The organism is Neisseria viridiae (genome assembly GCF_962747995.1).
Lineage (GTDB): Bacteria > Pseudomonadota > Gammaproteobacteria > Burkholderiales > Neisseriaceae > Neisseria > Neisseria viridiae.
The window spans coordinates 1-2,058 of sequence record NZ_CAUJAJ010000036.1 but is presented as its reverse complement, the minus strand read 5'-3'; the positions used below and the strand labels follow the sequence as shown (position 1 = coordinate 2,058).

Here is a 2,058-nt window from a genome sequence, read left to right as displayed (position 1 = left end):
AAAATTTGCCGTAATGGTATCAGCAATCGGTGCTGCCGTTCTGTCGGTTATCGTGTTGATGCAAGGCTTCCGTATGGCCTTCAGCATGGTTAAAACGGCTAAATAACTGAAAGGGTAGGACATGGGGTATCGCGTCGGATTGCAATGCTTTTCTACAACGGAAGAAGCGCATGACTATGTATTGTCTCAAGTCCTACCTACCGTAACGGCTGACGGCAAAGTCGTACGTCCTTACAAAAACGGCAAAGACTGGTATTTGAGCGAGAAGAAAATCAATTTGAGCTTTCCGCAATGCGACATTACCGAACAGATACAGTTAGGCGCATTGACAGCAGCGCCGCTAATCGGCCTGTTTGTCCTGATATTCGGCCTAAGAATGATTAGAAACCTGATTGAATCCATGACAAGCATAGGAAACGGCGATGATTGATTTTTGGTTTTTGTACGGATTTGGCGCGGTCTGTATCACCGCTTTTTTGTTCTTTTGATTGATACCCAAAGCAAATAATGCAAAAATCCCGCTTCCGAATAACAGTTATTGAAGTGAGGATTTTATGTTTATTACTGAAGCCCAGTTGGCTCTTTATAAGTATCAGGCTGCATCTAGATATTTTAATCAGCCGATGTCTTTAATTGCGAGAAATGAATTTATTGAGTTTGGAAAAGTTTCAAAATCTGCTGTAAATGTCATTGAATGTTTTTCACATTTTTGGAATAGAAAAATAGATAATGATATTTGGGAATTTTCTTTTCCAGATGGCTCTACAATTTTAATAAAACGAGTTAAGGAAAAAGATGAAGAAAAATACTATTTTCAATGTGCATCTGATAGCGTTGATTGCTCTGGCTTATTTCCCGATTAATGCTTTTTCATCAAATGAAAATTGGAAAGTTGTTAAAATTCCTAATTCTTCAGTTAATGTAATGTGGGATGCAAATAAAGATGTCGTCGATAGATTTTCTAGAAGCAGTGGCGGCGACTTCTTTGGTTTTAGAAGAATAGAACCAGCCATCATTGAACACACTCCCACCGGACTCCGCTCCACCTCCACTCTCCCCGCCACAATAGAAAGTACCGTATCCCGCGAAGCCGTACTAGCCGGATCATACGGTCTATTCAAAAAAGGCGCATCCTTCGCCATTAGAGGCGCGAATTACGTAGGCTGGGCACTGCTCGCCAAAGACGTATACGACCTACTCAAAGAAGACGTAGAAGCACAAGGATACGTCTTCGATGCAACAAAACAAGAATTCTTAAAAACATACGCCGCAAAAATCTGTATCTGGCATCATGAAGGTAGATACGGAGTAGATGAACACGTAGTTTATCCAATATGCGAAGGCGTAGACTCTTCTATTATGAGGCATTTTGCCAATTTACCCAAAGACTTACAGACCCTAATGGATGAGAAACTGCATTCAATGGCTCAAGCCTATTGGCCAAAGAGAAAAGCACAACTTATTGAACTTGAGGGACCAGGTGGTTTTGGCTATCCGAGAGGATTTGTACTAGATAAATGTAATTTCGACTGGAACGGCGGCACGTGCTTAGTAGTCAATAACGGAGATTACAGATCAGGCGTTTCTTTTGTATTAAGCATAAATGAAAAATATCAAGAACAACTGACAAAACAGCAATTTGAACAAATCGCCCAAAGAAAAATCGACCAAAACCCGACACCTTTTATCAAAGCAAATCCCGATTTACAGATAAAAGAACAAGTCAAAATTGAAAACGGCAAAATCGTAACGCTCGGCCCCGTAACAGGCGAAGACGGAAAACCCAAGCAGATAAAAATCACATTCGGCCAAGACGCACAAGGCAACACAACGGCATCAGTAGAAGAGATACAGCGTCCCGACCTCACACCTGGCAGCCCTGCCGCGCCAAAAACAAACCCAACCCCGACACCGGGCGAAAATGGCAAGCCCGATCCAAATAGCACGCCCGATGGCAAAGAAGACCCAAAGCCCGACGACAAGCCCAAAGAGGACGACAAGCCAAAGGAAGACGGAGGTTTGCTCTGTAAAGTGTTTCCGAACATTTTGTCTTGTGAT

At 42.4% G+C, this 2,058-nt stretch carries 3 protein-coding genes; all 3 read left to right on the top strand.

Features of this window, described 5'->3' with window-relative positions; translation table 11 throughout:
- Nucleotides 1-121 precede the first annotated feature (121 nt).
- Nucleotides 122-430 (top strand): hypothetical protein, encoded by a 309-nt coding sequence (locus Q9J79_RS10250; RefSeq protein WP_304685322.1) that lies wholly within the window; start codon nucleotides 122-124, stop codon nucleotides 428-430.
- Nucleotides 431-554: 124 nt separating this feature from the next.
- Nucleotides 555-863, top strand: coding sequence for a DUF1132 family protein (locus tag Q9J79_RS10245; protein WP_042508449.1), 309 nt, complete (start codon nucleotides 555-557; stop codon nucleotides 861-863).
- Nucleotides 796-2,058, top strand: a 1,263-nt coding sequence (locus Q9J79_RS10240) for an IgG-binding virulence factor TspB family protein (RefSeq protein ID WP_301912581.1), incomplete at its 3' end; no start/stop codon positions are given. The genes Q9J79_RS10245 and Q9J79_RS10240, both read left to right, overlap by 68 nt.